At 65.4% G+C, this 2,291-nt stretch carries 1 protein-coding gene and 2 pseudogenes; 1 reads left to right on the plus strand and 2 read right to left on the minus strand.

What is annotated here, in order from left to right; all coding sequences use genetic code 11:
* A pseudogene (locus B6S44_RS29875) lies at positions 1-126 on the plus strand (electron transfer flavoprotein subunit beta/FixA family protein); the annotation flags it as partial.
* On the opposite strand, the pseudogene B6S44_RS16215 reads toward B6S44_RS29875, so the two are convergent.
* Positions 125-1,129, minus strand: a pseudogene (locus tag B6S44_RS16215) (PHP domain-containing protein); the annotation flags it as partial. The pseudogenes B6S44_RS29875 and B6S44_RS16215 sit on opposite strands and share 2 nt — an antisense overlap.
* Positions 1,126-2,291: DUF6504 family protein (locus B6S44_RS16220; RefSeq protein WP_465246119.1), on the minus strand; the 1,166-nt coding region annotated here is incomplete at its 5' end. The pseudogene B6S44_RS16215 and the gene B6S44_RS16220, both read right to left, overlap by 4 nt.

The following is a 2,291-nucleotide window of genomic DNA, read 5'->3' on the forward strand; positions in this document are numbered from 1 at the left end:
ATCGCGGTCGAAGAGGCACTGCGGCTCAAGGAAGCGGGCAAGGCGACCGAGGTGATCGTCGTGTCGGTCGGCCCCCAGCAGGCGGCCGAGACGATCCGGACCGGCCTCGCCATGGGCGCCGATCGCGTCCTTGGCAGAGAATGTCGCGCGAACGGGCGAAACGGACGATCGCGTTGACTGTCAGAAAATAGGGGGCATATCCGAGCTTCTCGATCAGCGTTAGCTCGTGGTTCAGGCTGGCACGGACACTGTCGGGAATACCTTCGGGGTACCGGGCTACGGCGCCTGCCCAAGTCAGCTTAGCCAGGGTCTCCTGCGGCGTCAGCGAGGGATCGTCGCGCTCCTCCGGGTATTGGTAGGCGAGTTCATCGAGCGAAAACCGGCAGCGGTCGGCGATGTGGAGCGTTCGGGCCAATGCCTCGGGATAGCGCGCGAACAGCCGATACATTTCCTCGGGGAGCTTCAGGTAGCGGTCGGCGTGGCGCTCGCGGCGGTCGCCGAGAGCGTCAATCGTGACATTGTGCCGGATGCAGGTGACGACATCCTGCAAGATACGCCGCGCTGGCTTGTGGAACAGCACGTCGTTGGTGACGACCGTCGGCACGCGCATCCGGGTTGCAAGGTTCGAAAGCTCGTGAAGCCGGAGAGCGTCGTTCGGCCGGCGCCGCAGCGACAGCGCGACGTAGCCCCGGTCGCCGAAGCCGTCCCGAAGCCTGCGCAGACGGAAGGCACATTCGTCGTCGGCTTGGTCTGGTACAAGGACGGCGACCAAACCCTCGCTATGGGCAACGACATCCGACCATTCGAGGTGGCAGCGTGCCTTCCCGCCACGCTTCTTCCCTATCGAAAGCAGCCGGCAGAGACGGGAATAAGCGGCGCGGTCGGTGGGGTAGACGAGGAGCGACATCCCGTCGGCGAGATCCAAGCGGCATCCGACGATGAGCCGTATGCCCGTCGTCTTCGCGGCCTCATGGGCCCGGACGATACCTGCAAGCGAATTGCGATCGACGACGGCCAGGGCCTTGATGCCCAGCATGGCAGCCTGCGCGAAAAGCTCCTCGGCGGAGGACGCGCCACGCAGGAAGCTGAAGTGGCTGGTGACTTGGAGCTCGGCGTAGCGCGTGCTCATCCGAACACCCCATGGAGGAACCACCTTTGCGATCCCGTGGCGGTGTCCTCGCCGTCGCCGGCGCGATACAGCCAGTAGCGCTCTCCCGCGTCGTCCTCGACTTGGAAATAGTCACGAACCGCCGCCATCTCTGCGTCCCGCTTCCACCACTCCCCGAACACGCGCTCGGGCCCGTCCGCGCGCCTGACGCGGCGCCGAATGCCGCGCCAGCTGAACCAGGCAGGCGGATGGTCGGGCAGTAGCGCCAGCGTCTCCACCGGCTCCGGACAGGACAGCAGGCGAGCGGGCCGCGGCCAGTGGGTCGGCCATACGGCTCCGGTTTCCTCGGCAAGTGCTGCAACCCGGCGGACGGATCGTTCCGGGACGTCGCTGGCAACGGGGACTAGGCGGTAGACAGCTTTGTCGCCGACGCGATTTGCCAGGATGTCGATCAACCCGGAGACGTCCGGGTCGAATTCCTCCACGAGCGAGCCCGCAATCTGCTTGCGCTCCAGCGGTTCGGCCAAGATTGCGGCGAGCGTCATGATCTCGATTCCCAAGCCGGGCGCGAGTATTTCAATCTTTTCGCAGAGCAGACGTGTGAGGCGCCTCACGTCGCAAACAGGCCGTGCAAGCCCGATCCGTATGGTTTGAAGACCTCCGTCGAGGCGGTGGCAGATCAAATCGAGGCGCCTGCCACCGAGGGCGCGCTCTTCGAGGCGTTCGCAGAGTTCGGCGACGAGCTTACCGATGTAGCGGGCGATCGTTTCGGGAGCGCCAATGGGCTCGGCGAAGGCACGCCGGACCTCAATGAGATCGGGCGGCCGTATCGCGATTATCGGCTCCGCTACTTCGCCAAGCGCCTGGGCCAATCGGCGTGGGATATCGGGCCCGAAACGGAGCGTGAGCGGGGACCGCGGCTGGGAGATGAGATCGCCGGCGGTCTCAAAGCCAAGTACGCGAAGGTCTGCCGCGATCCGCACCGGAATCCGCAAGCATTCCAGGGGGCGATGGACGATGGGCAACGCGACGTGCCCGGCCGGAGCCAAGACGGTCGATAGAACCACGTAACACGCCAAGGCGGGAGCAGTTCCCAAGGTTCCGGGCCCCCACGCCCCCCCCTCGACACCCCCCACCTTGCCAATCACACACACAGCGACGACCCTCGAACCAAACAAAGATA

This window comes from Allobosea sp. Tri-44 (assembly GCF_004123845.1).
Taxonomy (GTDB): Bacteria; Pseudomonadota; Alphaproteobacteria; order Rhizobiales; family Beijerinckiaceae; genus Allobosea.